Source organism: Orrella dioscoreae (assembly GCF_900089455.2).
Taxonomy (GTDB): domain Bacteria; phylum Pseudomonadota; class Gammaproteobacteria; order Burkholderiales; family Burkholderiaceae_B; genus Orrella; species Orrella dioscoreae.
Map to the genome: position 1 here is coordinate 1,319,654 of NZ_LT907988.1, position 20,604 is coordinate 1,340,257.

The window sequence follows — 20,604 nt, forward strand, 5'->3', positions numbered from 1 at the left end:
GGTCATTCCTCCTTGGCGCGCTGGGCGTCGGCGGGCACAAGCATCCACGTCACGGGCTCGCTATGGACGTAGGGCCATACCCATGCGCCATTCCCGTTATAGGCTGCCTGCAACCAGTAGCCATCGGCGATCCGGTGATCCCCTTTGCCGCGCAACAGGATTGTGCTGCCATCCCTCGGCGCCGTCTCGATAGGCTGCCACTGCTGCCGCCCCTCCCGATCAGCGAGAACGGCGGCGCGCACCTGATCGGCGGTATACAGCGCCGATGGCCCCCGGGTCTTGGGCACCACGTCGATGGCTGTCTGGGCATCGGCGGGGCTGGAGTAAATCCCATACAGAGCCGCGCCGTGGAACACAGCCCACAAGTCGCTTTCGGGCAGTTGAATGTCTTTGATCATTTGTAGTTCACTCCCTTTACGATCCGCAGGACGACGCGTTGGGTGACGCCATATCTCTTTGCTAGCGCTCTCTGGCTGTGGTCCCTGTTGTTGGGGATGTAGGCGGCTCGGATGGCCTCTGCTTCTTGGTTGCTGAGCTTCCGCCGTTCCGATATCGCGTTGCGCCCCTTGGCAGCCCGGTCTCGGTTGTTGTCGCCTTTCGTGCCTAGCAGCAAATGGTCCGGGTTGTGGCAGCACGGGTTGTCGCACTTGTGCATGACGACGAGGCCCTTGATGTCATCAAGGAAAAGCCCGTTTGCTCTGACATATGCCAGCCGGTGAGCACCGACGGAGCGGCCGCCCGCCTGAACGCGCCCATAGCCGCAGTCGTCTCGGCGCCCGGTCCATTCAATGCAAGGGCTGCTCATGCTTCGCCTCCCTTGCTCTCCTGGCGCGCGGCATTGATCAGGATGCTGGCCGCCCGGCGCGAGGTTTCCCGGTCCTGGAACACCAGCAGCTCGCGCCCGTCCGAGAGGATGATGGAGCCGAACGGTGATTCTCCGTGGCCCGAGCACGACGCGATAGTGGCGAGCGCACCGTTGTTGAGCGCGTCCACCAGGTCCGCGATTTCCGGGTCGCACCACACTGCCGGGGTGCCGTTCAGGTGGTGCCTGATCGTCACCATGTTGCGCTCGCGGTCCGGGGTTGTGAGGTGATGGTCTGGCGGCAGGGGGATATCAGGCAGCATTGCCGTTCTCCTGGCGCGCGGCGTCGAGCACTTCCACCGTGAGACGGACGCGCTTCCCTTCGTTCGCGTTTAGGTCTGTGGCATGGCGCATCACCAGCACATTCGCGCCGTTGCCGAAGTGCTCGGGATACCCGGTTTCCCAGGCGTCCCAATGCACGCCACGGCTGAAAATGTGCCCTCCACCCTGCGGGCAGCAGACGCAAACCTGTTCCGCAGGGTCGGAGCGCTTGAAATGCACCACGCCCTCGATACTGAATTGGTGCGCCACTGCGTCCTGCGCCTGCCCGCTGGCCTGGGCGGCGAGTCCCAGGTCAAATGCCTGTTGCAATGCCGCCTCCAGTTGGGTCCGAAAAGGCTCGTCGTCATCACCTGCGGGCTCGTGGTCGGCCACGAATTTCTCGATGGCGGTAGGCGCTTTCGCAAGCAGCGCATCGGAATACGGAGGAAGTGGCGGCAGAACTCCACATTTCTCGGTGGGCCGGGCCTGGGCGGCAACGGGGGAGAGATAGACACGGTATTCGCCGTCCGGAAGCCTGTTGCAGGACAGCACACGCGGCATCTCGTTCTCGCGTCCGGGCGTGGCACGCTCGTAGCGCAGCACGGCCAACGGCTCCGCGCTCGCGGCAGGCTGCGCCACCACTTCGGCGTGTACGCAGTGCTGTCCCTGGTGGACAGCGACGTGCACCCCGCGCGGGTCAGGCGTTGCCGTGACGACGAGGGCGGCAGGCTGCGCACCGTGGCGGGCCATCGCACGGATGGCCGCAACTGCCATGTCTTGGCCTACGCCTGAGCCCTCGCACCATTCCGGCACGCATTCGTCCAGTGCCTGGCATACCGCCTGCCATGCATTGGCCTGCTGGTCGAGTGCTGCCGGGGGAGTAGAGGATTCCAGCAGGCCACGAACGACATCTGCGGCCCATTCGTAGCCGAACGTCTCGATGGCCAGTTGAGGGTTGCGCAGCAGGTGCTGTGCGTTCTGTCGCGGGCACCAATCGGAATCGGTACTCGGCGACACTGCCGGTGCGCTGGCCTGGGCCTGGAGGGAGGATTGGGATTCAGGGGTGGGGGTGGTCATGCTGCTTTCCTTTTTTCAGTGGTGCAGCGGCGGCAGGCGCCCGATGTGTTCACACACGATTTTTGGAGGGGAATTCTTTTCGCTTTTTCACAGAAATTTCCGGCCCTACTATTCGCGGGTCGAGTGTTTCGACACCCTTTAAATCTCAAAATGAGGAGAAAAATCTGATGAAAGAAATCGATGGAAAAGCCGTTCTGCAATACGCGTTGGACTGCCTTTTGATGGCAGCAAAACAGCAGGGTTATGATCTGTCTGATCTGCTCTCCAAGGCGCGCGCGGTTGCCATGGACTCCGGCGACAAGAGCGGGGCGGGCATCACCAAATCAGCCTGCAAGACCGAGGTGGTGAAGAGGATCACCGAGGCCGTTGATCGTGTGCAGTCGGTGTAGGGCCGGCCCTCACATCGCGCCGATGTAGGGCACCCAGCCCTGCACCGGCCTCAAGGTGGTCTTGCTGAAGATCACATTGCCGTCCTTGTCGCGCTTGTCGCCGCGGCACATCACGCGGCAGCGACGTGCGCCTGCCGTGCGCTTGGCGAGTTCGATCCAGTCGTTGGCGAAGGCGGGGGCGTCGAAGGGGGGGCTAACCTGGCGCACCCCGCCCTCGGCCATGATCTTTTCCGCTTCGGCCTTGACCCAGGCTGCCTGGTCTTCCTTGGTGAACTCGTTGCGCTCGGACCTGGGCATACGGTCCCAGGCTTTATCGAAACGCGTTTCTGCCATCTTCGTGGCGGCAGGCAGGGTCATACCGAACACACAAAATGCGCTCATGGCTACCTCTGTAGGGTTGGGGTACGATCGCCTCGCACAATGGGAGACGTTATGGATGCGGTAACGAAATTGGCTGGGGCCGTGCTGATTAGCGGCGTTTTCATCGCCACGGCGATTTATCTCGGGTTGACGTATGAAACTCGTGTTGCGGTCAACTCGTGCATCGACGCAGGGAAAGCAACCGCCAGCACGGCTAGCTGGGACGCTGAGTACTTGCGAGCCAATTGCGGGAAGATCATGTTGCAGCGACGGTAGGTCCTAGAACGGAATGTCATCATGCAGATCAGCAACCCCGCCGACACCAGCGTTTGCGGGGTTGTCTGCCGGGGGCGCGGCGCGGCCTTCGCGCGTAGCCTGATAGTCCTCGGCTGAAGTGGCCTGGCGCTGCCCACCTTGGCCGCCACCCTCACGCCCGCCCAGCATCTGCATCTGGTCGGCGATGATTTCGGTGGTGTAGCGCTCGACCCCCTGTCGATCCGTCCATTTTCGGGTCTTCAGTCTTCCCTCGATGTAGACCGAGCGGCCTTTCTTCAGATACTCGCCAGCGATCTCGGCCAGCCGGTTGTAGAACACAACGCGGTGCCATTCCGTGTCCTCGCGCTTTTCACCGGTGTTCCTGTCTTTCCACTGGCTGGTGGTGGCGATCGACACGGTGCAGATGGCTGCGCCATCGGGCGAGTAGCGGACCTCGGGATCTCGCCCGAGGTTGCCGACGATGATTACCTTGTTGACGCTGGCCATGCTCAGGATCCCGTCTCGGTGAATTCGCGGTACATGGCGCTGTAGGCGGCACGCACGCCGGCCGCCACTGCCTCCTGCTCGGCCATGACGCGGCATTCATCGCTGCGCTGGAAATTCCGCACTGCGCGCACGCCTGCGGCAACCATGTTGTCGGAGGGCTCGGGCGGCATGCCGGACGGCGCAGGCGCAGGCGCGGGGGCGGGCGCTTGGGCGACCACCGGGGCAGCCGGCGTGGCCGGCGCAGCTGGAGGCGCTGCCGGGGCCTCCTGTGTGGGCGTGGATCTGGGTGCCAAGCTTTTCGCGGTGACCTTGGCCTTCCCTTGTGCCTTCGCCTCGGCCAGCTTGCCGTCCAGGACAGCGCCGGCGCGCTCGCCGTGCTGGCGGACCAGCGCCGCCGCGTTCTTGGCCGATACCGCACCTTCCGAAACGTGTTTCTGCACGTCGGTGTTGGCGTTGGCCAGCGTCAGCAGTTCGTTCACGTGTTGGAGCGAGCGGCTGACCTTCTTCGCGATATCGGCGGGCGAGAGCCCGAACCCCTGCAGGCGCTTGTAGACGCGGGAGGTTTCCAGAGGGGAGAGGGGGCGGCCCTGGGCGCTGGTGACGATGCGGGCGACGCGGTCGGCGTCGTTGCCGACGAACTGGCGGATATCGACCCATTCGATGGGCGCGCCCGCCTTGATCGCCAGGCCGATGGCCTCATGGCGGCGGTGGCCGTCGACCACGAACACTTTGCCATCGTCAGCGACGCGGCATTCCAGGGGAGGGTAGGTGCCGCCGGAGAGGATGTAGTCGGCCAGCTCGCGCACGGACTGGTCGAAGTCTTCAGTGCGGTCGCGCTCGTTGAAGCCGGGTTCGATGTGCAGATCCTTGTAGGGGATCTTCATGGCGTCGGCGCGCTTGATGGCGCCGGACTTGATCAATTGCTTGAAGGAAGCCGGGGCGGGGTTGGTCATTTGGGTTCCTGGCGGCGCTGCCCGAGTTGGATAGCGCTGATGAGGGAAGGGGTGACGCCGTACTGGGCGGCGAGTTCGGTGGGGTAGAGGAAGCCGCGGCGGGAGCGGATGAAGGCGGCTTCCTCGTCGGTGATGCGTGAGGGCGGTTCGGGGCTTTCCTCTGGCAGTGCTGCCGGCGGCGGAATCGGCGGCGACCAGCCCGCGCGGTCGCGCACGATGAATTCGATGCCGTTCACATGCCCGCCCCGTGCGCCATCCAGGGCAGCACCACCAGGAACAGGAACGCGCCCAGCAGCGACAGCGGCCATGCCTGCCAGGGGATGCGGCTGTTGTTGTCCCACGCGCCCTGTCCAGCCAGGTCGGACGGCGCGATCTTTTCCGCCAGGGTGCTGGCGACACTGGAGACGGTGCGCGGGGGCGCGCTGGAGGTTGTCGTTGTCATGGTGGCAATCCAGGGGTCAGAGGCGGCGTGCTGGCGGGCCAGGCGGTCGCCCATAAAACACAGGGCGAACAGGGCCGGCACGACTGCGAGGGCGGCGTGTAGGGCGGTGAGCATGGGGAAGGGCGCGAACGCGCGTTGAAGGCTTGGGAGAGCGGGCCAGGGTGTGGGACCTGGAGCAGTTGGGATGCAAACGTGTTGAGCGCCGGCAACCGAGCGGCGAGGCCCGCTCTCCGAAGCCGCCGCGTGGGCGGCGGGTACTGCGGTCAGAAGTTGTCGAGGAAGCTGAAAGCGTCCAGCAGTTCCTCGCAGAAGCGCGCGATGGCGTCCAGCATGGATGTCTCAGGGTAGGAGGTGGATGGAGCGGGCTGCGGGGATCGAACCCGCGTAGGCGGCTTGGAAGGCCGCAGCCTGACCACTCGGCCAAGCCCGCATTGCCGGTTACCCGCGTCCGGCATCGCGTCAGGCCGCGCAGTTGGCCATATGTGCGACGGGTGCAGTCGGATCGGCCGACCGTCAAGAGCAGCTTTGGAGGCTCGTGGCTGCTCATTCGCGTCTGGCCTACCTATTGCTGGTCAGCGCTCGACCAGCGTTCGGATTGCCGCAGCGGTGCTGCGGCGCGGCCTCTCGGGGTGCATTCGTGCCGGTCTTTCCCGGCTGTCAGATGGGCCTCGCGTCCGAGCGCCTTACAACGTCCAGGTGTGGGCCTGGATCACCATCATCGAAGCGGGCCGGGCTTGATACCGGCTCCCCCGTTCAGCCAGCCCTTTCGGGCGCATCGGTCGGCACTAGGCCGGGGGTCTACTCCGTCCAGCGTGTCCTTCCACGCCGCCGCTTCGATGATGGTGCCGTCCTTCCAACGGCTTGGGCATCGCATTGCAGAGGGCGCCGCTGCGGCGTCGTGCATCAGGGGCTTTCACCCTTCTGTCGGATGCTGCTGTGCGTCTATTCCGATCACGCCTGACGCGGCTACCTGAGCCCGGGCGAATGGTGAACCCAGCTCTGACTGTTTCCTGCTGCCAGGAATAAACCGAACTAATGTGTGACAATCACGCCTTATCAAACTAGAGAGGCTTTTATGGGCAACAAAATCGTTACTGAAGCGGACCGCAAGCGCACTCCCCGTCCCATCGCTCCCAAAGGAGTGACGTTCAGGAGCGACGGCGGTGGCCAGCGTGTGAGCAAGGAGCGTGGCTCGCATACCAACAACAAGAAAAGTGCCGGTAAGCGCCACCGCTAGGGCGAATCTCCTGTCAGTTCGCCACCTTGCTTGCTGATAGCCAGCGCGTACTGCTTCGGCAGAGGCGCTGGGCATAATTCGATCCCCCGCACGCGAGGGATGAGCCGGGGCTGTCAGGCACGGAAGATGCAGCAGCCAACGCCCAGGAAATCGCTGGCGATGTACGTTTCCCCCTGCTTGCGGCGCACCACGACACGCAGCGATTTGTGGGCGCGTCGGTTTTTGAGAATCGTGGCAGCGGCGTCTTGACGGGAGATAGGGCGGGCGTTTTTCTCGTCGGCCCACTTAAGCATCATTTGCGGTCTCATCTTCAATTCCTCCAGTGCAGCCCCGCGCGAGGCGGGGCGTAATCAAATGGCTGCGCGGCCGAGGCAGTCGCAGAGGTAGGTTTTCAGCAGTTCCACAGCCTTGGCATCGTCGCGATCCCATAGCGCCCGCAGCATTGCCTGGCGCTGGTCGTTGAGATCGTCGCCTCGCGCTCCAGCCGTGATCGGGTTGACGCGACGTTTTTCCAACTCCTCGATCAGGTCGTCCTCGTCGATGTCGGCCAAGTCGACATCAACGTCGACCTCTACGGTCACTGCCACCATGTCGTTCTCCTAGAAACGCGTTTCGGTAAGCGCTGCGCGCAACGCTGGCCGAACCGTGCTGGTTGGATATGTCCAGCGCCCCGCGAGATACCGCTACGCGTTGGGGCGCTGGTTTGCCGATTTGCGCGGCGCTGCCTGGATGGGCCAGACAGTCGTCTCCCTGGCAACGTCGCCGCCGGGGTGGGGGGCGTGGATTTCTCCATCCCCCTGATAGGACGCTTGCGCACTCAACTGTCTCCAGCCCGCGCCTGCGCTACCCGATCAGGGATTTCGCCGGTTTGTCTCCTACCCCGGCGCAGTGGGTAGCCGTGCACTCACAACGCCCCTGAGGGCATGGCACGGTGTTCATCGGTCATCTTGTTAAAGAGCGGCACTGCAAACGTGTTTTGCTCCGCAGCCCTACTTGCTGGCTTGGCCTAGGCGTTCTCTGCTGCGTTGAAAGAATCTTAGTTGGCTAAGTTGTGGTCTGTCAAGAAAAGCTTAGTCCACTAAGATTTATGGGCGCAAAAAACCGCCTCAACACGCCTGCCCTGTCCGGTTGCATGGGATTGGGCTACCATTGAGAATTATTTTGTTACCTAGGGCTGACTATGAAGCGGGCGATGGCTGTATTGGCGGTGTCGGCGGTGGTGGTAGGTTGCAAGCAAGAGGTCAATGCTCAGGCTCCTGCCCGACCGGTTCCGACAAGTGAGGAACACGCGCCAGCAAAACCCGCGGGCGCTTCAGCACCGGCAGAGCAAGCCGTAGCAGGGCCGGAAGTGGACCCAAAACAGGTGGCTAGGTGTGCGGCCCAAGTGAATAGCGTGACTCGACTCGCTTGTTATGACGCTTTGGCCATGGCGGCCGGACTGGCTCCTCGGTCGGAGCCCGTGGCCGATGCTGCGGCAGGGAAATGGAGGCTGTCAAAAGACATTGACCCCCTGAACGACAAAGCTGTTTTCTTCGCGATGCTCGATGCCGAAACTGGCAAGGGGAAGTATGGCGGTCGCATCGGTCTGATCGTTCGATGCAAAGACAATCGGACCGAGCTCTATATCAACTGGGCTTCTTATTTGGGCGGGGACACAACACTTGTCACCCATCGCGTAGACAAGGAGGAGGCGGTCAGTTCGAGGTGGGGTCTATCTACGGACAGCAAGGCGACCTTCTTTCCTGGGTCGCCTGTCCCAACCCTGAAGCGCTTGGCAGAGAGTACAAGTTTCGTCGCCAACGTCACGCCTTACAACGAGAGCCCTATTACGGCCGTATTCAACACGACTGGTGCAGGTGAAGCCCTGGCGGATCTCCGCAAGGCCTGCAATTGGTGACCAGCCAGCAATGAACGATAGCGTCCTATATGCGGTCCTGCTGTACCTGACGGCCTATGGCTTCATCGTCGTGTGGGCGCTACTGTCATGGCTGGCGTGCGCCTGCCTGTCGGCCTATGTCGCATCCACGAAGGGCCATTCGGCCTTCTGGTGGTTCCTGTGGGGTCTGGTCTTTGGCCCGCTGGGCCTGATCGCGGCTGCGGGCCTGGGTCCAGTGGTGCAGCGGGTGAGGGTAGTGGGGGCGCCAGGCGCTGACCCCTTGCCTACTGCTCCGGCCGCAGCGCCTCGGCGCCAAGAGCCGGTCTTGGGTGGGCCAGGCTGATCGATCGCCCGACACAAACATCACCCCCCTGCGTTGCAAGGGGGCAACTGCCCTTAGGCGCTGGATGGGTTGTGCAGACAAATTCCACTAGGTAACGCGGGCGATTCATTGCGCGCGCGTAGCATTGCTACTGACACAGCGTCAACAAACGTTTAAACTAAGCTTGTTGTGCGAGCCGGGCGGACCTCTCCGCTGGATAGTCAAGTCACAAACGCATCCTGTGGATAACTTCGCGCTCGGAGCGCTTGAGGTCAGTTCCATATGAACCAAAGCGCCCATGTGCACCTTGGTTGTTTCCGCCACAATTTGGCGTTGGTTGCTCGGTAACCGAATCGAGCCAGAAAGGTAGAAAAATCCGTATGTTCGATGAGCAGCGCATAGCGCAGGCCGCCGGCTACTTCCTTCATCAGCGTGGTGGGCGTATGTCCTACTTGAAATTGATGAAGTTGCTCTATCTTGCCGATCGTGAAAGTTTGGCACGGCACGGCTCGTCTATATCTGGGGATGAGTACTTTTCGTTGAACAATGGGCCAGTTCTTTCCCGTACGCTGAATCTCATTAGCGGGATGACTCAGTCTGAAAAGGGAGGCTGGGAAACCTGGGTCTCTGACAAGGATAAGCACGAAGTCAGCCTGGGGCGCCACGTTGAGTCAATTGGAGATTTCGACGAACTCTCGAAAGCCGATATTGAAGTGCTTTCGGCAGTGTGGGCTAAGTTTGGGCACATGACTCGTTGGCAGATACGTGACTTTACTCACGATCAGCGAAATGTCCCGGAATGGGAAAATCCAAACGGCTCAAGAAAACCTATCGCCGTTCGTTCAATTCTTCAGAACGTCGGCCGATCGCCCGAGCAAATTGAAGACGACATTAGGGCGCAATCATCCCGTGATGCGATGGATCAGTTCTTCGACTCGATCCCTGCCTGATGAATGGTTTCGCGGCGGTGAAAAGAGCAACTGTGCTCGTGCCTTCGGGTCCAGCGTACGATCCGGACCGCCTGCATCTTTTTATCCTGCTGACAGATCCTCTCGGAGAATGGGAAGAGGTTCTTATGGTCAGCATATCTTCCATCAAACCCTATGTTAGCTACGACTCGACCTGTATTCTTGAACCAGGCTGTCATGAGTTCGTAGTGAGGCGTTCATGGGTAGATTATTCGACGGCGCGAATTATCGCGAGTCGAAAGCTCCATCGGGGCATCGAAGAAAAGATGATGGAGACAAGGGACGCGGTGGACATAGAAATATTCCACGCGATCTGCAAGGGGCTTATCGAGTCTCCATTTTCCAAGCCGAAGTTTCAACAGTTCTATTTGCGTGCCTGCGAGGCACAGTAAGTCATCTTCGCACCCACTGCGTAGATTCGCCTTCTCGCAGCAAGCCGCCTGCCCACACCACGCGCCCCAAGACGCGCACCACGGCCTCGTCTCCCTCCAGCACGATATCAGGATGTGAGGGGTTAGCTGATCTGGCCACCCACCTGTCAGTACGAGGATCTTTCACCACTGCCTTCACAATCATCTTTCCGTCATAGTTGATGGCATAGATGCTGTTGGGTGTGAGTTCGCGCACGCTAATGAACTCTCCCGGCACGACCAGGACTGCCCAACCATCCTTGATGTGGGGCTCCATGCTGTTGCCCTTGGCGTAGACCACGCGGCCACGGCCACCATCGGCGCCGACTGAGCGCAGGAAAGAGCGACGGAACTGGACGTGCCCAGTCGTCTCCTCGGCGTCATTCTCGATGCCTTCACCTGCCGCCAGCTTCACCTCGCCCAGCTCGGGCACTTTCTCGAATCGATCATTAGCCGCCGGGGGCGCACCTGGCGAGACGTTGGCGACCACGCCGCCGCGGTCCTGCAGGCGCAGGGGCAAATCCCCGGCCGGCGTCGGCTTCCAGCCACCTTCCCAGGGCATCTTCTCGCGCTGCCCTATCGGGAAATCGTCCGGAGCATCATCCAGGTTGACAGTGCTGCCTCGCTTGCCCTGCGGCTTCGGCGCCACAAGCACATCCTGCTCGACCTGGGCGAGGGCAAACGCGATTGCACCCTGCAGCCGCTCCAACTGCGCGGGAGCGAGAGATTCGATTCGTTCTCTGGGGATGGCGGGGAGCGGCCAGGGGGCGGGCGTAACCGATGTCGGGGCAGCCGGCACCTTCGCATCCATCTTGCCGGACCCGTCATAGAGCCACTGGGGGTTGACTCGTAGCAAGGGCGCCACCTTCAGGCAGGCGGCCATGTCCATCCCGTTCGACCCCTTGAACCAGTGTGTCGCGGCACCGGAGGTGGCTCCCGCTGCTTTCCAGAGTTCCGTTTTCGTCAGACGAGCCTCGCCGGAGTCGGCGCGGCGGTCCGACTCTCGCTGGTAGGCGAGTTGAATGCGTTCCTGAAAGGTCATCTTAGGATGCTAAACAATAATTATCTTAGGTGGCTTGCATTTATAATCTTAGGCATCTAAGATTCGAGCATGAGCACACGAAACCTTGACTCCGAATTGATCGACTCCCTAGGCGGAACCGCCCAAGTGGCTCAGCTCTGCGAGGTGACCACGGGGGCGGTTTCTCAATGGAGAACCAACGGTATCCCCAAAGCTTGGCTGAAGTTCTTCGCGGCGCATAAGCCGGAAATCTACAAGCTGTGGGAGGCGACCAGGCCTGAAGCCGATCGATCCCAGGAGCCCGCCCATGCGTGACCCCAACGACAACCGCGACCACCGCATCCCGATTGGGCCGACTGACGTGTAGGCCATCAGTGCATGGTCGCCGAGGGTTCGCGATCCAGAAACGCGTTTGCTTCTTCGGGGGTGAGCGCGTCGTTTTCGGCGCATAGCCGGCGGAAGACAGCCATGACGGCAGCGCGGGAGGGGTTGGGCAGCACGATGGCTGCGACCTCTTCGGCGAGTTGAAGCAGGGCAATGGTTTCAGCGTGATCGTCCATGGCGAGATTGTGAGCGGGGGCGAGTAGGCCGCCCATCCGTGAAAACCGAAACAGGCTGCATTGTGCGTACCGGCTGCCCGTGCCGATACGCTGAAATTTGAGGGAATCCAGCGTAATGACCTGCCACTACACGATGACCTACTGGCGCGACGCGCTCTACAACGCGGTGCGCGCTGCTGACGGTGGCATTGAGGCCGCGGCGCAGTTTCTGACGACCAGGCGCGACACGTCGATCCACCCGGAGTCCCTGCGCCGCAAGCTGCAGGGTCGTGACACGCTCGATGTGGACATGGCCGTGTTGCTGGCCGAGTTCGTGGAGAAGGATGCCGCAGCCGCGGCCCGCTCCAACGACTGGTTGCTGGCCCTGTGTGCCCAGGAAGGGCTGCACGTCGATGATGTTCCGCCGCCGCCGGAAGGGGGGTGGGCCTGTGAGGTCAGCGCGCTGCAGTCCAAGTTCATGACGATCAGTTCCAAGATCGGAAAGATCGCCGCCGTGACCGCCCAGACGACGCAGGACGGGCGCATTGAGCAGGAAGAGGCCGACGAGCTGGTGCCGCTGCTGCGGGCCGCCCGCGTGATCCTGCACCGCATGGAGCGCAACGTGTTGCGCGCGGTGAAGACCGGGGGCGCGCAATGAGCTGGGGCATGGAGCGGCGTTCGTCGCTGAAGACCAAGACGCCCATGAAGCGCGGCGGCTGGCTGCGCGCGAAGCCCGGCAAGCCGAAAGGACCGGGCCTTGCCCAGCGGCTGGCCGATGTCCTGGGCGTGGCGATCGACCACAAGCCGAAGGGGCCGACCGTTTACCGCAGCCGCCAGCACCGCCAGAACGTGGCCGAGCTGTCCTGCGTGCAGTGTGGCAAGCAGCAGCGCAGCCAGTGCGCGCATTTGAACCTTCTGGCGGTAGGGAAGGGCAAGGGCTTGAAGGTGAGCGATGCCCTGACCGTTCCGCTGTGCGCCGATGGCCTGGCGTTCCGTGGCTGCCATTCCAAGCTGGACCAGGGCGGGGTCTACGACAAGCCCACGTCCGCATCGCTGCAAATCCTATGGCTGCAGCAGACCCGTACCGAACTTCAACGCCTGGGCCAATGGCCTGAGGCAGCCGAGGCCGATTTTGTCCGGCACATCGGCGCATACCTTGCGAGGGGCGCATGAAACTCTATCTCGCCGGTCCGATGACCGGTCACCCCGATCTCAATTTCCCCGCGTTCCATGAAATGGCGGCGCGCCTTCGCGGCCTGGGGCACGAGATCATCAACCCCGCAGAGATCAACACGAACCCCGGCGCCGCCTGGACGGACTGCATGCGCGCTGACATCGCACAGCTGGTGACCTGCGAGGGCGTGGTGACTCTGCCGGGCTGGGAGCGCTCGCGCGGCGCGCGTATCGAGGTGATGCTGGCCGGCGAGTTGGGCATGTCGGTGCTGGACGCCGCTCGCCTGGTCGGGGATGTGGTGCCGCGCGCGCCGGCCGAGGTGCTGGCATGAGCGTCAAGTGCATGAACGCCGTCTTTGAACGGTATCCCAACGGGGGCGGCGAGATGATCCTGGCCTTGTCCCTGGCCGATCACGCCCACGACGATGGCACCCACATTTTCCCCAAGGTGGGCACCCTGGCCGCGAAGACGCGCCAGTCTGACCGGACGGTGCAGTACCAGCTGCGCAAGATGCAAGAGGCCGGATGGCTGATCCTGGTGAACGCGGGCAACGGGGGGCGCGGCGTGCCCAGCGAATACCGCATCAGCCCGGACTGGCTGAATGGTCACGATCTGCCCGAAAAAAAGGGTGCAAATTCTGCACCCAAAGAAAACGGCGCAAATTCTGCACCCATTGAAAAGGGTGCAAGTGACGACCAAAAGGGTGCAAACGGCGGTATGAAAGGGTGCAAACCGGCGTATGAAAGGGTGCAACAGCTATTGCACCCGCATACAACCGTCATTAACCATCAAGAACCATCAACAACCACCAAGGCGCGCAAGCGCGCTCCTGGTTTCGATGCATCAGCCATCGATCTGCCGGACTGGATGGACGATGAAGACCGCGACGCGTGGGGACGCTGGGTCGCCCACCGAAAAGCCCTCCGGAAGCCCCTGACCGAGGAAGCGGCAGATCAGCAACTGGCGTCGATGGAGGAATGGCGGAAACAGGGCTGGAAACCGAAACGCGTTTTGGAGCACAACCTCAACGGCGGCTGGCAAGGCCTGTTCTGCCCGAAGGGGGACCCGGCGGGGGCGCACTCGCAGAAACCCGGAAAGTTCAACCCGTCGGCCTACGTGAACCGTGGCCGCATTCGCAGGAGCGACGGCCATGAGCCTGATTGCATCGACGTCTAGCATGGCCCCGTGGCTGTCGCCGCACCCCAAGCTCGAAGGCATCAGCCTCATGGGCCACCTGTACAACCGCCTGGATGGCATGTACCCGAATCGCTGGCGCGCTGCGTTCGCAGATGGGCAGGACGCCATTGATGCATGGACGGAGTCCTGGGCCGAGGCGTTCGCCGACGAGGGCCTTGTGCCGCAGGACATCGCCACCGGACTGCGGAACTGCCGTCGCATGTTCGACTGGCCACCGTCGCTGGCCGAGTTCGTCCGGGCATGCCGCCCGCACCTGGCGCCCGAAAACGCGTTTCAAGAAGCCGTGCGCGGCATGCTGGACCGGTCGCGAGGCGAGAAAGGGCAGTGGAGTCACCCGGCTATTTTCTGGGCGGCCGTCCGGGTGGGGCAGCACGACATCATGCACTTGGGCTATGCCGTGATGAAAACGCGTTGGGAGGCAGCGCTGCGCGACATCCTGCATCAGGGCCAATGGAAAGACATTCCCGAGGTGTCGATGGCATTGCCCGCGCCCGGCAACACCCAGGCCGATCGCGACGCAGCCGCCAAGCAGATGCGCGAACTGGGCGCAGGGGCGGCGCTGGATCAGACGGGGCGTGACCCGCGCCGGTGGATCGCCAAAGTGCAGCAGCGTTGCGCCGACGGCCGCAAGCCGAGCCCGACCGTCCTGGCAATGCTGCAACGGGCCACCGGGGGCGCAGCATGAGGGGAATGCAAGCGCTCGGCCGCCTCAAGGTCGGGGCCATGAACAAGACCGAGCAGGCCTACGCCAAGCACCTGTCTGACCTGCAGGCTGTGGGCGGCATCCTCTGGCACAAGTTCGAAGGCATGAAGCTGCGGCTGGCCGACAACACGTTTTACACCCCTGACTTCGCGGTGATGCTGCCGTGCGGCCAGATCGAACTCCATGAGATCAAGGGGTTCTGGCAGGACGACGCCAGGGTCAAGATCAAGGTGGCCGCTGACATGTACCCCTTCCGGTTCCTGGCCCTCAAGCCGCGGCCCAAGAAGGATGGGGGCGGCTGGGCGGTCGAGGAGTTCTGACAGTGGACAGGGGTGAACTGACCGCGGACGACCTGCTGTGGAACTGGGCGCGCTGGACGTGGTCCGGCGCTGCCGTCGGCAACATGGCGCCGGTCCTGCATGACGATGATGCAGGCAAGGCGGAGATATGCCAATCGCATGCCCATGCCGTGGAACGATTGCACGCGCTGCTGCCTTGGCACGAACGCATGGTGATCATTGCCGAGTACCCGCAGAGGAACGCGAGATTCGAGGGCAAGGCAACAGCGGCGCGGCGGCAGGCGGCGCGAGCCTGGATATTCGACACGACCGGTGTGCATCTGAGCGACACCGACTACAAGCTGTACCTGGGCCTATTCAAGATCGAAGTGGAAAGGAAGGTTCGATGAAGTACGTCGCTGAAGTGATAGACCTGCTGGCGGCCTACCCCGGCAAGACGTTCAAGACCGGGGACATCATCAGGCACGCCACAGGCGGGAAGGAGTTACCGAAGCCCGTGCGAGGTGCTGCGCGCCAGGCGGTGTTGCGTGCCGTGAACGCGTTGATTGAATCGGGGAACGTGTCCCGATTGCCGAGCGCCCCGAACGTCGGTCGCTACACCTGGAAAAATGCGACATGCAGTTCGGATGAAGTGCGACAAGTAATGCGACAATAGGGCCTCCACAGTTGCGTCCACACGAAACGCAACGCCAAGCCCGCCGGTGATCCGCGCGGGCTTTTTCGTTTCTGCGGGGTAGCGCAGTGGTCAGCGCGCTGGGTTCATAACCCAGAGGTCGGCGGTTCGAGTCCGTCTCCCGCATCCAATCAAGGCAAGACATGGCCAGCCGCCCGCCGACGCTCAAGCGCAAGGTGCTGACGGCCAGGCATGAGCCCGAACCCGTTGCATACGGCCAGGGCCGCGGGGGCAGGCCATGGCGCCGGCTGCGCGATCAGATACTGAAACGCGATGGCTACCTGTGCCAATGCGTGGCATGCAAGGCTCGCCCTGTTCCACGCGTCGCGCATGAGGTGGACCACGTCAGGCCGGTAGCCGAGGGCGGCACCGATGATCCGGTAAACCTGCAGGCCATCAACCGAGATTGCCACAAGGCCAAAACCCAGGCCGAGGCGCTGAGAGGCAGAAAGCGATGAGGATCGGAGGTCAGAGTTACCCCGGCTTCCGGGCTGTGCGGATACCAGCTACCGAGTTCTGGAACCCACTGCCCAGCCGCGAGGGCGAGCGCGTGGTGTGGCCAGACGGCAGGGTGAGATCCTTCCCGCCTCCGGGCGCGGACACCGTGACGGTGCTGCGGCGCGCAGGAAAGGGGAGGGGTGGGCCGAAAGCCTGAGCCGAAACGACGGACACCCGCCGCTCAGACTTTTTTTTTCGCCGTCACTTGAGAAAAAACGGCTTTTTTAGGATGTAATCCATGGCGAACCCGCGAAAGCCTGCCGCCCTGAAGCTGGTGGCTGGAACGGATCGCCCCGACCGCAAAGGGGCCGATCCGATCGACCTGCCCTTGGTGTCGGAAGTACCGCTGCCGCCCGACTGGCTACCGAACCAGCACGCAAAAACGGAGTGGGATCGGCTGGCCCGAATCCTGCATGCCAATCGGCTGCTGACTGAAGCGAGCCTCACATCGTTGGCGCACCTCTGTGCGTTGGATGGGAAGATCAAGCAGCTGTACACCGCTGGTGAAACACCCACGGCAAGCATGGTGGCTCAGCTCCGGGCTTATCAATCGGAGTTCGGTTTGACGCCGGTGGCGCAGGGAAAGGTGAAACCCGCCGAGCGTGAGGCGAACGGCAATCAGTTTGCAGGCAATGGCCGACGCCGCGCATCGTGATTTCGTTTCCGTCGCGGTTCAGTATGCCAAGGGCGCGGTAGCAGACAGAGGGAGAAAGAAGCACGGTCGGTGGATACGGCTGGCGGCCCAGCGATTCCTGGATGACCTGAGACGCGCGAAGAAGCGCGGTTCACCGTTCATCTTCGACGACTGGCACGCGAACGACGCCTGCGACTTCATCGAGAAGCTGCCCCACGTCGAGGGCAAATGGGACAAGCCGACGATCGTCATGCACCCGTCCCACGTGTTCTTCGTGGTGCAGCTGTTCGGATTCCGCAAGCGCGAGTCGATCCATGTGGAGGGCTGGGGCGACGACGACCTCTTTCACCCTCGCCGCTTCACCTCGGCGCTGTTCGCGGTGGCGCGGAAAAACGCGAAGAGCACGCTGGCCTCTGCCATCCTGTTGTACTGCCTGTGCTGCGAGCCCGAGGAAGGAGCGCAGGTCATCAGCGCGGCTACGACGTTCGACCAGGCGTCGATCATCTTCCGCGCATCCAAGCGGATGGTGGAGAAAACGCCGGACCTCGCCGAGGCGTTCGGCCTGCAGACCTGGGCGAAGGCGATCAGCCGCATCGAAACGGGCAGCAGCTACAAGGCGCTTCACGCGAAGGCATCGACGCAGGACGGCCTGAATCCATCGCACACTGGACTGGACGAGATACACGCGCACAAAACGCCGGACCTGCTGAACGTGCTGCAGTCGGCGGCCGGTGCGCGAGCAAACCCGCTGTGGTTATTCACGACGACGGAGGGCTACACGAACGCGGGGCCGTGGGCTGAGATTCGGGCCTTTGTCTTCGCTCTGCTCCGCGGCCTGCTGGGCAACCAGGCGGATCACTTCCTGGCGTTGTTCTACGCCCTCGATAACGAGGACAAGTCCGCCAAGATCACGCAGGACGACGAGTTCGACGAATCGAAGTGGATCAAGGCCAATCCGCTGTTGGACGTGAATCCACATTTGCTGTCGGCGATACGCAAGGAAGCGGTCGAGGCCAAGCAGATGCCGTCGAAGCTGGCCGAGTTCCGCATCAAGCGCTGCAATCGGCCTGCTTCGACTGCCAGCGGCTGGGTGGATCTCACGAAGTGGGCGAAGTGCGGCGGCGAGGTTGATCTGGAATGGCTACAGGACTACCCCTGCTGGGGCGGACTGGACCTGGCCAGCACCACCGACATCGCGGCTTTCCGGCTGGTCTGGCTGGTGGACGGAATTTGGTACACGCACGGCTGGCGCTGGGTGCCGGCCGATGCCGTATCCCAGCGCACCGAGCGTGCCACTGTCCCTTACGCGGGATGGGTGGAGCAAGGGCTGCTGATCCAGACCGAGGGCAACGTCACCGATTACGCGGTGATTGAGCGCACGGTGCTGGAGGCGGTCGAGAGGTTCCAGGTCGAGATGATTGCCTATGACGACTGGAACGCCGCCGACCTGGTGAGCCGACTGGTGGCGGGCCAGGTTCCGATGGTGCAGTTCGTTCAGGGGACCAAGAGCTATCACCCTGCCATGCAGGCGCTGGAGCGGGCCTATGTGGCTGGCAATCTCGCGCATGGCGGCGACGCGGTGCTGGCCTGGTGTGCCAGCAACTTGGTAGCGCGCCGGGATGTGAATCTGAGCATGGCGCCCGACCGGAAACGCTCGGCGGACAAGATTGACGACATGGCGGCGCTGCTGATGGCCATTGGCCTAGCAGTAGCCACGGATGAGGGGGAAGACCTCTCGGACTTCTTCAAGAACGCGGTGATCGGATGAAACAGAAAGCGCAGAAGGTCGGCCGGCTCCGCGCGGCGGTGCTGGGCTGGCTCGGCGCGCCGTTTGGACTCACCGATGTTGATGCCTGGGCGCGCCTGGGCGCGAGCAGTACGGCTGGCGTCAATGTGAACGACCAGAACGTCCTGCAGTTGTCGGCGGTCTGGGCATGCGCACGGCTGATCTCGGAAACCATCGGCACGCTGCCGCTGGGCATGCACGAGAGGACCAGCTCGGGCAAGCGCCCGGCACCGCAGCATGGGTTGCACTTCATCATCGGCACACAGCCGAATCCAGACACGGTCTCGTCGGTGTTCTGGGAGGCCGTGGCGGCAGCCATGCTTCTGCGCGGCAATGCGAGGTGCGAAAAGCTGATGGTCGGCGAGAGGGTGGTTGGGCTGCAGTTTCTCGCTCCATCCCGGCTGTCGATTTCGCGCAAGGGCGATGGCACGAAGGAGTACCGCTACACCGAAGAGAACGGCCGGCAGCGCATCATTCCCGCGTCGCGGATCTGGACCATCCCCGGATGGTCGCTGGATGGCAAGACCGGGGTGTCTGTCATCCACTACGGGGCGCAGGTGTTCGGCGCGGCCTTGGCGACGGACGAGGCGGCCGCCGGCGTCTTCAAGCGTGGGCTCATGCCTACGACGTGGTTCAAGTATCCGAAGGTGATGAAGCCCGACCAGCGCGAGGAAGCGCGTGATCTGATCGAGAATCGTCTTTCTGGCGCCGTCAACGCGGGTCGTCCCGCCATCCTCGAAGCCGACATGGAAGTCGGCACGCTGGGCATCAACCCTATTGACGCCCAACTTCTGCAATCCCGCGGGTTCAGCATCGAGGAAATCTGCCGCTGGTTCAGGGTTCCGCCTTGGATGGTGGGGCACACCGAGAAATCCACCAGCTGGGGCACTGGCATCGAACAGCAGATGATCGGTTTCCTGGTGTTCACGCTGGGGCCCTGGCTCAAGCGCATCGAGCAGTCCATCGTGAAGGATCTGCTGATGCCCGCCGAGCGCGCACGCTTCTATCCGAAGTTCGCCGTTGAGGGCCTGCTGCGCGCTGACAGCGCCGCGCGCGCCGCCTTCTACAGCGTGATGGTGAACAACGGCATCCTGACCCGCGACGAAGTGCGCGAATTGGAAGACCGTGCCCCGATGGGTGGCAACGCCGCGGTGCTTACCGTGCAAACCGCGCTCGCCCCGCTCGATAGCCTGGGCAGCAACACAGCAGACCAGCAGGCGCGCAACGCGATGGCCAACTGGCTGAAAGACATGATGGCCTCAACGGCCGATACCTGAGGTACTTCCCCATGAGCAAGAAGAACTTGCCGGCCGCACCGGCGGGCCGCCCCTGCGCGGCCGTGTCGTCCTACATGGCGCCGCGCGCGCTGGAACGCTGGGACGCTGGTGTGCGCGCCGCCGTCGAGGACGACGCCGAGCGAACCATCAGCGTCTATGACGTGATCGGGTACGACTGGTGGACCGGGGAGGGCGTGACGGCCAAGCGCATCGCCAGCGCCCTGCGCAGCATGGGGGCAGGCCCGGTGACCGTCAACGTCAACAGCCCCGGCGGCGACATGTTCGAAGGGCTCGCTATTTACAACCTGCTGCGCGAGCACCAGGGAGAGGTGACGGTGAAGGTCCTTGGACTGGCTGCCAGCGCCGCCTCGATCATTGCCATGGCAGGCGACACGGTCCAGATCGCGCGCGCTGGCTTCCTGATGATCCACAACTGCTGGGTGATCGCCCAGGGCAACCGCCACGACTTGCGCGAGTTCGCCGACACCATGGAGCCCTTCGACGCGGCCATGGCCGACATATACGTGGCGCGCAGCGGACAGGAATTGGCCGAGGTGCAGCGGCAGATGGATGGTGAAACGTGGATCGGTGGCAGCCAGGCCATCGACCAGGGCTACGCCGACGAGTTGCTGCCCTCGGACCAGGTCGGCAAGGGCACCAGCAGCACCTCGGCCAGCGCTGTGCGCCGAATTGAATCGGCGATGCGGGCTTCGGGCCTGCCCCGCAGCGAGGCTCAGCGCCTGATTTCTGAATTCAAGTCCAGCCTGAGCGATTCGGCTGGCAGCGGTGTGCGTGATGCCACCGGACGCGGCACGGGCCACCCGGCTGCCTTCAGCACCACGGCCGATCTGGCCGCATCCCTCACCACGATCCTCAAGTAAGGA

32 protein-coding genes and 2 tRNA genes are annotated in these 20,604 nt (G+C 62.9%); 20 read left to right on the forward strand and 14 right to left on the reverse strand.

Annotation, left to right across the window (positions count from 1 at the left end):
• Positions 1-2: 2 nt before the first annotated feature.
• Genes ODI_RS06005 through ODI_RS06020 form a run of 4 tightly spaced genes read right to left on the reverse strand, consistent with a single transcriptional unit; the run spans position 3 to position 2,200 of the window.
• Positions 3-398, reverse strand: coding sequence for a hypothetical protein (locus ODI_RS06005; protein WP_098020853.1), 396 nt, complete (start codon positions 396-398; stop codon positions 3-5).
• Positions 395-805: an HNH endonuclease signature motif containing protein gene (locus ODI_RS06010; RefSeq protein ID WP_098020854.1), complete on the reverse strand. Its 411-nt coding sequence runs from the start codon at positions 803-805 to the stop codon at positions 395-397. The genes ODI_RS06005 and ODI_RS06010 overlap by 4 nt, the downstream gene beginning before the upstream one ends.
• The gene (locus tag ODI_RS06015; protein ID WP_098020855.1) at positions 802-1,125 is read right to left on the reverse strand and encodes a hypothetical protein; all 324 of its coding nucleotides are present in this window, start codon (positions 1,123-1,125) and stop codon (positions 802-804) included. The genes ODI_RS06010 and ODI_RS06015 overlap by 4 nt, the downstream gene beginning before the upstream one ends.
• Entirely contained in the window at positions 1,115-2,200 is a 1,086-nt protein-coding gene (locus ODI_RS06020) for a hypothetical protein (protein WP_098020856.1), read from the reverse strand. The genes ODI_RS06015 and ODI_RS06020 overlap by 11 nt, the downstream gene beginning before the upstream one ends.
• A gap of 167 nt (positions 2,201-2,367) precedes the next feature.
• Here ODI_RS06020 and ODI_RS06025 point away from each other — a divergent pair, with 167 nt between their 5' ends.
• Entirely contained in the window at positions 2,368-2,589 is a 222-nt protein-coding gene (locus ODI_RS06025) for a hypothetical protein (RefSeq protein WP_067759396.1), read from the forward strand.
• Positions 2,590-2,598: 9 nt separating this feature from the next.
• Here ODI_RS06025 and ODI_RS06030 read toward each other — a convergent pair whose 3' ends face one another.
• From ODI_RS06030 to ODI_RS06070, 8 genes are all read right to left on the reverse strand, one after another.
• A complete protein-coding gene (locus ODI_RS06030; RefSeq protein WP_067759393.1) occupies positions 2,599-2,970 on the reverse strand; it encodes a hypothetical protein in 372 nt (123 codons plus the stop codon).
• A 258-nt stretch (positions 2,971-3,228) separates the two neighbouring features.
• Positions 3,229-3,711, reverse strand: a complete 483-nt coding sequence (ssb, locus tag ODI_RS06040) for a single-stranded DNA-binding protein (protein ID WP_067759387.1) — start codon at positions 3,709-3,711, stop codon at positions 3,229-3,231.
• Between the two features lie 2 nt (positions 3,712-3,713).
• The gene (locus ODI_RS06045) at positions 3,714-4,664 is read right to left on the reverse strand and encodes a ParB/RepB/Spo0J family partition protein (RefSeq protein ID WP_067759384.1); all 951 of its coding nucleotides are present in this window, start codon (positions 4,662-4,664) and stop codon (positions 3,714-3,716) included.
• A complete protein-coding gene (locus tag ODI_RS06050) occupies positions 4,661-4,900 on the reverse strand; it encodes a hypothetical protein (protein WP_067759381.1) in 240 nt (79 codons plus the stop codon). The genes ODI_RS06045 and ODI_RS06050 overlap by 4 nt, the downstream gene beginning before the upstream one ends.
• Positions 4,897-5,106 carry a hypothetical protein gene (locus ODI_RS06055; protein ID WP_157929726.1) on the reverse strand — a complete coding sequence of 70 codons (210 nt, stop codon included), beginning with the start codon at positions 5,104-5,106 and terminating at the stop codon, positions 4,897-4,899. Before ODI_RS06055 ends, ODI_RS06050 begins: the two co-directional genes overlap by 4 nt.
• Positions 5,107-5,462: 356 nt before the next feature.
• Positions 5,463-5,536 (reverse strand) — tRNA-Gly (locus tag ODI_RS06060).
• 920 nt (positions 5,537-6,456) lie between these two features.
• On the reverse strand, positions 6,457-6,639 hold the full coding sequence (locus tag ODI_RS06065; protein WP_067759375.1) for a hypothetical protein: 183 nt from the start codon (positions 6,637-6,639) through the stop codon (positions 6,457-6,459).
• Between the two features lie 54 nt (positions 6,640-6,693).
• A complete protein-coding gene (locus ODI_RS06070; protein ID WP_067759372.1) occupies positions 6,694-6,933 on the reverse strand; it encodes a hypothetical protein in 240 nt (79 codons plus the stop codon).
• Positions 6,934-7,535: 602 nt separating this feature from the next.
• Here ODI_RS06070 and ODI_RS06075 point away from each other — a divergent pair.
• The 4 genes from ODI_RS06075 (at position 7,536) to ODI_RS22240 (ending at position 9,901) form a co-directional block, all read left to right on the forward strand.
• Positions 7,536-8,240 (forward strand): type VI secretion system-associated protein TagO, encoded by a 705-nt coding sequence (locus ODI_RS06075; protein ID WP_269460528.1) that lies wholly within the window; start codon positions 7,536-7,538, stop codon positions 8,238-8,240.
• 10 nt (positions 8,241-8,250) lie between these two features.
• Positions 8,251-8,562, forward strand: a complete 312-nt coding sequence (locus tag ODI_RS06080; protein ID WP_067759370.1) for a hypothetical protein — start codon at positions 8,251-8,253, stop codon at positions 8,560-8,562.
• A 359-nt stretch (positions 8,563-8,921) separates the two neighbouring features.
• Positions 8,922-9,491 (forward strand): Panacea domain-containing protein, encoded by a 570-nt coding sequence (locus tag ODI_RS06085; protein WP_067759367.1) that lies wholly within the window; start codon positions 8,922-8,924, stop codon positions 9,489-9,491.
• The gene (locus tag ODI_RS22240; RefSeq protein ID WP_157929729.1) at positions 9,491-9,901 is read left to right on the forward strand and encodes a hypothetical protein; all 411 of its coding nucleotides are present in this window, start codon (positions 9,491-9,493) and stop codon (positions 9,899-9,901) included. Before ODI_RS06085 ends, ODI_RS22240 begins: the two co-directional genes overlap by 1 nt.
• Position 9,902: 1 nt before the next feature.
• On the opposite strand, the gene ODI_RS06090 is transcribed toward ODI_RS22240, so the two are convergent.
• A complete protein-coding gene (locus ODI_RS06090) occupies positions 9,903-10,961 on the reverse strand; it encodes a S24 family peptidase (protein ID WP_067759365.1) in 1,059 nt (352 codons plus the stop codon).
• Between the two features lie 69 nt (positions 10,962-11,030).
• On the opposite strand from ODI_RS06090, the gene ODI_RS06095 reads away from it, so the two are divergent.
• Entirely contained in the window at positions 11,031-11,255 is a 225-nt protein-coding gene (locus ODI_RS06095) for a helix-turn-helix domain-containing protein (RefSeq protein ID WP_067759362.1), read from the forward strand.
• Between the two features lie 56 nt (positions 11,256-11,311).
• On the opposite strand, the gene ODI_RS06100 is transcribed toward ODI_RS06095, so the two are convergent.
• Positions 11,312-11,500, reverse strand: coding sequence for a hypothetical protein (locus ODI_RS06100; protein WP_157929730.1), 189 nt, complete (start codon positions 11,498-11,500; stop codon positions 11,312-11,314).
• Positions 11,501-11,615: 115 nt separating this feature from the next.
• Here ODI_RS06100 and ODI_RS06105 point away from each other — a divergent pair, with 115 nt between their 5' ends.
• The 14 genes from ODI_RS06105 to ODI_RS06170 all read left to right on the forward strand — a co-directional run bounded on the left by ODI_RS06105 (position 11,616) and on the right by ODI_RS06170 (position 20,601).
• On the forward strand, positions 11,616-12,137 hold the full coding sequence (locus ODI_RS06105) for a hypothetical protein (RefSeq protein ID WP_067759358.1): 522 nt from the start codon (positions 11,616-11,618) through the stop codon (positions 12,135-12,137).
• Positions 12,134-12,652: a hypothetical protein gene (locus ODI_RS06110; protein ID WP_162292290.1), complete on the forward strand. Its 519-nt coding sequence runs from the start codon at positions 12,134-12,136 to the stop codon at positions 12,650-12,652. Before ODI_RS06105 ends, ODI_RS06110 begins: the two co-directional genes overlap by 4 nt.
• A complete protein-coding gene (locus tag ODI_RS06115; protein ID WP_067759353.1) occupies positions 12,649-12,984 on the forward strand; it encodes a DUF4406 domain-containing protein in 336 nt (111 codons plus the stop codon). Before ODI_RS06110 ends, ODI_RS06115 begins: the two co-directional genes overlap by 4 nt.
• Positions 12,981-13,829, forward strand: a complete 849-nt coding sequence (locus ODI_RS06120; RefSeq protein ID WP_098020858.1) for a helix-turn-helix domain-containing protein — start codon at positions 12,981-12,983, stop codon at positions 13,827-13,829. The genes ODI_RS06115 and ODI_RS06120 overlap by 4 nt, the downstream gene beginning before the upstream one ends.
• Positions 13,804-14,535, forward strand: coding sequence for a hypothetical protein (locus tag ODI_RS06125; RefSeq protein WP_157929731.1), 732 nt, complete (start codon positions 13,804-13,806; stop codon positions 14,533-14,535). The genes ODI_RS06120 and ODI_RS06125 overlap by 26 nt, the downstream gene beginning before the upstream one ends.
• A gap of 5 nt (positions 14,536-14,540) precedes the next feature.
• Complete coding sequence (locus ODI_RS06130) at positions 14,541-14,873, forward strand: PDDEXK family nuclease (protein WP_231968208.1); 333 nt, start codon at positions 14,541-14,543, stop codon at positions 14,871-14,873.
• Between the two features lie 2 nt (positions 14,874-14,875).
• A complete protein-coding gene (locus tag ODI_RS06135) occupies positions 14,876-15,241 on the forward strand; it encodes a hypothetical protein (protein ID WP_067759343.1) in 366 nt (121 codons plus the stop codon).
• Complete coding sequence (locus ODI_RS06140) at positions 15,238-15,507, forward strand: hypothetical protein (protein WP_067759341.1); 270 nt, start codon at positions 15,238-15,240, stop codon at positions 15,505-15,507. Before ODI_RS06135 ends, ODI_RS06140 begins: the two co-directional genes overlap by 4 nt.
• A 72-nt stretch (positions 15,508-15,579) precedes the next feature.
• Positions 15,580-15,655 (forward strand) — tRNA-Met (locus ODI_RS06145).
• A 13-nt stretch (positions 15,656-15,668) separates the two neighbouring features.
• Positions 15,669-15,983: an HNH endonuclease gene (locus ODI_RS06150; RefSeq protein ID WP_074046857.1), complete on the forward strand. Its 315-nt coding sequence runs from the start codon at positions 15,669-15,671 to the stop codon at positions 15,981-15,983.
• A gap of 278 nt (positions 15,984-16,261) precedes the next feature.
• On the forward strand, positions 16,262-16,678 hold the full coding sequence (locus ODI_RS06155) for a P27 family phage terminase small subunit (protein ID WP_067759338.1): 417 nt from the start codon (positions 16,262-16,264) through the stop codon (positions 16,676-16,678).
• A complete protein-coding gene (locus ODI_RS06160) occupies positions 16,656-18,425 on the forward strand; it encodes a terminase large subunit (RefSeq protein WP_067759336.1) in 1,770 nt (589 codons plus the stop codon). Before ODI_RS06155 ends, ODI_RS06160 begins: the two co-directional genes overlap by 23 nt.
• On the forward strand, positions 18,422-19,720 hold the full coding sequence (locus ODI_RS06165; protein WP_067759333.1) for a phage portal protein: 1,299 nt from the start codon (positions 18,422-18,424) through the stop codon (positions 19,718-19,720). The genes ODI_RS06160 and ODI_RS06165 overlap by 4 nt, the downstream gene beginning before the upstream one ends.
• A gap of 11 nt (positions 19,721-19,731) precedes the next feature.
• Positions 19,732-20,601, forward strand: a complete 870-nt coding sequence (locus ODI_RS06170; RefSeq protein WP_067759331.1) for a head maturation protease, ClpP-related — start codon at positions 19,732-19,734, stop codon at positions 20,599-20,601.
• Positions 20,602-20,604: the final 3 nt, after the last annotated feature.

Excerpts from the sequence above, each read along its gene's own strand:
- ODI_RS06160 (WP_067759336.1), top strand. The coding sequence starts at position 16,656 with ATGGCCGACGCCGCGCATCGTGATTTCGTTTCCGTCGCGGTTCAGTAT.
- ODI_RS06080 (WP_067759370.1), top strand. The coding sequence starts at position 8,251 with ATGAACGATAGCGTCCTATATGCGGTCCTGCTGTACCTGACGGCCTAT.
- ODI_RS06005 (WP_098020853.1), bottom strand. The coding sequence starts at position 398 with ATGATCAAAGACATTCAACTGCCCGAAAGCGACTTGTGGGCTGTGTTC.
- ODI_RS06170 (WP_067759331.1), top strand. The coding sequence starts at position 19,732 with ATGAGCAAGAAGAACTTGCCGGCCGCACCGGCGGGCCGCCCCTGCGCG.
- ODI_RS06130 (WP_231968208.1), top strand. The coding sequence starts at position 14,541 with ATGCAAGCGCTCGGCCGCCTCAAGGTCGGGGCCATGAACAAGACCGAG.
- ssb (WP_067759387.1), bottom strand. The coding sequence starts at position 3,711 with ATGGCCAGCGTCAACAAGGTAATCATCGTCGGCAACCTCGGGCGAGAT.
- ODI_RS06120 (WP_098020858.1), top strand. The coding sequence starts at position 12,981 with ATGAGCGTCAAGTGCATGAACGCCGTCTTTGAACGGTATCCCAACGGG.
- ODI_RS06155 (WP_067759338.1), top strand. The coding sequence starts at position 16,262 with ATGGCGAACCCGCGAAAGCCTGCCGCCCTGAAGCTGGTGGCTGGAACG.
- ODI_RS06095 (WP_067759362.1), top strand. The coding sequence starts at position 11,031 with ATGAGCACACGAAACCTTGACTCCGAATTGATCGACTCCCTAGGCGGA.
- ODI_RS06110 (WP_162292290.1), top strand. The coding sequence starts at position 12,134 with ATGAGCTGGGGCATGGAGCGGCGTTCGTCGCTGAAGACCAAGACGCCC.
- ODI_RS06115 (WP_067759353.1), top strand. The coding sequence starts at position 12,649 with ATGAAACTCTATCTCGCCGGTCCGATGACCGGTCACCCCGATCTCAAT.
- ODI_RS22240 (WP_157929729.1), top strand. The coding sequence starts at position 9,491 with ATGAATGGTTTCGCGGCGGTGAAAAGAGCAACTGTGCTCGTGCCTTCG.
- ODI_RS06055 (WP_157929726.1), bottom strand. The coding sequence starts at position 5,106 with ATGACAACGACAACCTCCAGCGCGCCCCCGCGCACCGTCTCCAGTGTC.
- ODI_RS06025 (WP_067759396.1), top strand. The coding sequence starts at position 2,368 with ATGAAAGAAATCGATGGAAAAGCCGTTCTGCAATACGCGTTGGACTGC.
- ODI_RS06070 (WP_067759372.1), bottom strand. The coding sequence starts at position 6,933 with ATGGTGGCAGTGACCGTAGAGGTCGACGTTGATGTCGACTTGGCCGAC.
- ODI_RS06125 (WP_157929731.1), top strand. The coding sequence starts at position 13,804 with ATGAGCCTGATTGCATCGACGTCTAGCATGGCCCCGTGGCTGTCGCCG.
- ODI_RS06030 (WP_067759393.1), bottom strand. The coding sequence starts at position 2,970 with ATGAGCGCATTTTGTGTGTTCGGTATGACCCTGCCTGCCGCCACGAAG.
- ODI_RS06075 (WP_269460528.1), top strand. The coding sequence starts at position 7,536 with ATGGCTGTATTGGCGGTGTCGGCGGTGGTGGTAGGTTGCAAGCAAGAG.
- ODI_RS06150 (WP_074046857.1), top strand. The coding sequence starts at position 15,669 with ATGGCCAGCCGCCCGCCGACGCTCAAGCGCAAGGTGCTGACGGCCAGG.
- ODI_RS06090 (WP_067759365.1), bottom strand. The coding sequence starts at position 10,961 with ATGACCTTTCAGGAACGCATTCAACTCGCCTACCAGCGAGAGTCGGAC.
- ODI_RS06140 (WP_067759341.1), top strand. The coding sequence starts at position 15,238 with ATGAAGTACGTCGCTGAAGTGATAGACCTGCTGGCGGCCTACCCCGGC.
- ODI_RS06010 (WP_098020854.1), bottom strand. The coding sequence starts at position 805 with ATGAGCAGCCCTTGCATTGAATGGACCGGGCGCCGAGACGACTGCGGC.
- ODI_RS06065 (WP_067759375.1), bottom strand. The coding sequence starts at position 6,639 with ATGATGCTTAAGTGGGCCGACGAGAAAAACGCCCGCCCTATCTCCCGT.
- ODI_RS06165 (WP_067759333.1), top strand. The coding sequence starts at position 18,422 with ATGAAACAGAAAGCGCAGAAGGTCGGCCGGCTCCGCGCGGCGGTGCTG.
- ODI_RS06045 (WP_067759384.1), bottom strand. The coding sequence starts at position 4,664 with ATGACCAACCCCGCCCCGGCTTCCTTCAAGCAATTGATCAAGTCCGGC.
- ODI_RS06085 (WP_067759367.1), top strand. The coding sequence starts at position 8,922 with ATGTTCGATGAGCAGCGCATAGCGCAGGCCGCCGGCTACTTCCTTCAT.
- ODI_RS06015 (WP_098020855.1), bottom strand. The coding sequence starts at position 1,125 with ATGCTGCCTGATATCCCCCTGCCGCCAGACCATCACCTCACAACCCCG.
- ODI_RS06020 (WP_098020856.1), bottom strand. The coding sequence starts at position 2,200 with ATGACCACCCCCACCCCTGAATCCCAATCCTCCCTCCAGGCCCAGGCC.
- ODI_RS06105 (WP_067759358.1), top strand. The coding sequence starts at position 11,616 with ATGACCTGCCACTACACGATGACCTACTGGCGCGACGCGCTCTACAAC.
- ODI_RS06100 (WP_157929730.1), bottom strand. The coding sequence starts at position 11,500 with ATGGACGATCACGCTGAAACCATTGCCCTGCTTCAACTCGCCGAAGAG.